General features: G+C 72.2%; 5 protein-coding genes. 1 reads left to right on the top strand and 4 read right to left on the bottom strand.

Annotated elements, in window-relative coordinates; all coding sequences use genetic code 11:
• Positions 1 to 9: 9 nt before the first annotated feature.
• Genes N864_RS20765 through N864_RS20750 form a run of 4 tightly spaced genes read right to left on the bottom strand, consistent with a single transcriptional unit; the run spans position 10 to position 2716 of the window.
• On the bottom strand, positions 10 to 624 hold the full coding sequence (locus N864_RS20765) for a methylated-DNA--[protein]-cysteine S-methyltransferase (RefSeq protein ID WP_034721855.1): 615 nt from the start codon (positions 622 to 624) through the stop codon (positions 10 to 12).
• Positions 617 to 1111, bottom strand: coding sequence for an RNA polymerase sigma factor (locus N864_RS20760; RefSeq protein WP_034721854.1), 495 nt, complete (start codon positions 1109 to 1111; stop codon positions 617 to 619). The genes N864_RS20765 and N864_RS20760 overlap by 8 nt, the downstream gene beginning before the upstream one ends.
• 52 nt (positions 1112 to 1163) lie before the next feature.
• Positions 1164 to 1676, bottom strand: coding sequence for a methylated-DNA--[protein]-cysteine S-methyltransferase (locus tag N864_RS20755; RefSeq protein ID WP_034721852.1), 513 nt, complete (start codon positions 1674 to 1676; stop codon positions 1164 to 1166).
• Complete coding sequence (locus N864_RS20750; protein WP_240474436.1) at positions 1673 to 2716, bottom strand: cation diffusion facilitator family transporter; 1044 nt, start codon at positions 2714 to 2716, stop codon at positions 1673 to 1675. The genes N864_RS20755 and N864_RS20750 overlap by 4 nt, the downstream gene beginning before the upstream one ends.
• A gap of 118 nt (positions 2717 to 2834) precedes the next feature.
• Between N864_RS20750 and N864_RS20745 the strand changes: the two genes are divergently transcribed.
• The gene (locus N864_RS20745; RefSeq protein WP_034721850.1) at positions 2835 to 3032 is read left to right on the top strand and encodes a CsbD family protein; all 198 of its coding nucleotides are present in this window, start codon (positions 2835 to 2837) and stop codon (positions 3030 to 3032) included.
• The last annotated feature ends 43 nt before the right edge of the window (positions 3033 to 3075 follow it).

Genomic DNA, 3075 nt, shown 5'->3' with positions numbered 1-3075 from the left:
CTCGACGGGTCAGGCAGCGGCGGCCGACTCGAGCCGGAGGAGGAACGCCTTCGCGTCCGGGCCGCCGAGGTACCCGCCCGGCGTCCCGTCGGAGCGGACCACGCGGTGGCAGGGCACGACGATCGGGATCGGGTTGGTCGCGCATGCGGTCCCGACCGCCCGCACGGCCCGCGGGTGTCCCGCGGAGGCGGCGACAGCGGCATACGAGCGCGTGCTGCCGTAGGGGATCTCGCGCAGCCGGCCGAGCACCTCGCGGCGGAAGCCGCGCGCCAGGCGGAGGTCGACCGGGACGGAGAAGGACCGCGAGCGGCCCGAGAAGTACTCGCCGAGCTCATGGGCCAGCTGTGCAAAGCCATCGGGGTCGTGCAGGACCCGCGGCCCGACGCTCGAGGCGAGGGAGTCGAGGACCGCGTCGTGGCCTTCTGACTCGAAGGCGACGCGGACGAGCCCGGCCGGGGTCGCAGCCAGCAGCAGGCGCCCGACGGGGGTGTCGACGACCCGGTAGGTCAGGTCGACGACGCCCTGCTCCACGCCCCGGCGGAGGAGCCGCTCGTGGAGCGTGGCCAGGTGTGCCGCGTCGGCGGTCGGGTCGGCGTTGAGGGGTCCGAGGACGGTGTCAGGCATGGCTCTCACGCTCCAGGCGGGGCAGGTAGGTGCGGCGCAGGGTGGCGATGCCGTCGGCGCTGGCCCGCCGGGCCGCGGCGGCGGTGCCCCCGACGATGGCCGCAACCTCGGGGTGGGGAAGGCCGGCGACGTGGTGATACGCGACGCAGAGGCGCTGCTTGTCCGGCAGGGCGGCGAGCGCCCGCCAGAGACCATCGTCGGGCAGCGGCAGCCCGTCGTGGGCGGCCGCCGGCCGGTCCGGCGCAGCGGCCACCGGGATGGGAGCCCGTTGTCGAGCACGGAGCACGTCGATCGCCTTGCGGTGCGCGATCGTGACGAGCCAGGCTCGGACGTCGGCGTCGTCGGGCAGGTCGGGCCACGCGCGGAGTGCGGCGAGGAAGGTCTCGGACCAGGCGTCGTCGGCGTCGACCGGGCCGAGCACCGCGCGGCACACCCGCAGCACGACGTGGCCGTGCTCGGTGACCGCCTGCTCGAAGGGGTGTTTCATGCCCTGTCAACGTCCCCGCGGGCCGGAGTGTGAGGTCATGAGCGTCCCCTGGTCAGAAGAGCCGGCCAGCGACATCGGGCAGTGGCTCCTCGAGGGCAAGGAGGAAGCGCTTGCGCTCGAGGCCGCCGGCGTAGCCGACCAGGCTGCCGTCGGAGCCGATGACCCGGTGGCACGGGATGACGATGGCGATCGGGTTGTGGCCGTTGGCGTGCCCGACGGCCTGGGCGAGGTTGCGGTCGCCGAGGGAGCGCGCGAGAGCGCCATACGTCGTCGTCTCCCCGTAGGGGATGGTCCGCAGCAGGGCCCAGACGCGTTGGGCGAAGTCGTCGCCAGCCGGGGCCAGCGGTAGGTCGAAGTCCCGGCGCTCGCGGCGGAAGTACTCGCCCAGCTGCCGGACGGCCGAGGCGAAGGGCTCCTCCGTGGGATCGCCCGGCTCGCCGTAGTGGTCGGCCTCGCTCGGCCGGTGCTTCGCGGCATGCAGGTGCAGGCGCGTGATCGCCCCGTCCTCGGCGACGACGGTCAGGTCGCCGATGGGGGAGGGGACGAGCACGTGCCGCGGCGTCACGGTCGGCGCTTCGGCTCGGTCTCGCGAGGTGCGCCGGCGTGATCCTCGATGTCGTGCCGCGTCCCGTTGGCCGTCGCGACGATGTCGGCGTGGGTCGGGATGGGGAACTCGGCCGTGTAGTCGCCGTAGGCGCGGGGATCCTCGGACGGCTCGAGGTGGCAGGTGAGGGTCACGTCCTCGACCGCGCGGTGGACGGCCGCCTCGACGTCCTCCATGAGGTCGTGGCCGCGCTGGACCGACCAGGCGCCGGGCACGAGGACGTGAACCTCGGCGAACCGGTGGTGGCCCGAGACCCGGGTGCGCAGGGCGTGGAAGTGGACCTCCTCGGAGACGAACCCGGAGAGCACCTCCGCGATCGCCTTGTTGTCGTCCTTGGACATGGCGATGTCCATCAGCCCCTCGACGGACTGCTGGAGCAGCTTCCATCCCGTGACGACGATGTTGACCCCGACGAGGAAGGCGACGACGGGGTCGAGCCGCTCGACACCGGTGAGCGCGACGAGCAGGACGCCGACGATGACCCCGACCGAGGTCCAGACGTCCGTCATGAGGTGCTTGCCGTCAGCGACGAGGGTCAGCGAGCGGTAACGGCGCCCAGCGCGCAGCAGCACCAGGGCCACGACGCCGTTGACGGCGGAGGCTGCGACGGAGATCCCGAGGCCCACCCCGACGTTCTCGATCGGCTGCGGGTTGAGGAACCGGTCGACGGATGACCACATGATGACGACCGCGGCGATGAAGATCATCTGCCCCTCGAGCGCCGCCGAGAAGTACTCGGCCTTCGAGTGCCCGAAGTGGTGGTTCTTGTCCGGCGGCATCGCTGCCACCCGCAGCGCGATGAGGACGGCGACGGCGGCCACGAGGTTGACGACCGACTCCGCGGCGTCGGACAGCAGCCCGACCGACCCGGTCAGCTGCCACGCGAACACCTTGAGGGCGATCGTGACGATGGCGGCGGCGATGGACAGGTAGGCGAAGCGCGTCAGGTTCCGGGTGGCGGGACCGTTGGTCGGCGTCGCGGGAGGTGGGGTGGTGGGCACGTGCTCCATTGTCCCAAACGTCACCGACACCGGCGCCAGGCCGCCCTCGCCGCGTTTGTCGGATCGCCGGGGCGGGTACCGAGGCGTCACCGAAGACCCCCCAGGAAGGGAGAAGCTGATGGGTGACATGGACAAGGCCAAGAACGAGGGCGAGAACCTGAAGGGCAAGGCCAAGGAGGCCTGGGGCGACGCCACCGACAACGAGTCGATGCAGGCCGAGGGCCAGGCCGACCAGGCTTCGGCCGACATGAAGCAGCGCGGCGAGAAGCTCAAGGACGCTGCCGGCGACGTCAAGGACGCCTTCGACCGCGACTGATCCCTCCCGAGCGAGTGCGCAGGTGGCCACCCGGCCACCTGCG

Source organism: Intrasporangium chromatireducens Q5-1 (assembly GCF_000576575.1).
Lineage (GTDB): Bacteria > Actinomycetota > Actinomycetes > Actinomycetales > Dermatophilaceae > Intrasporangium_A > Intrasporangium_A chromatireducens.
This window is presented reverse-complemented; position numbering and strand designations above follow the sequence as displayed.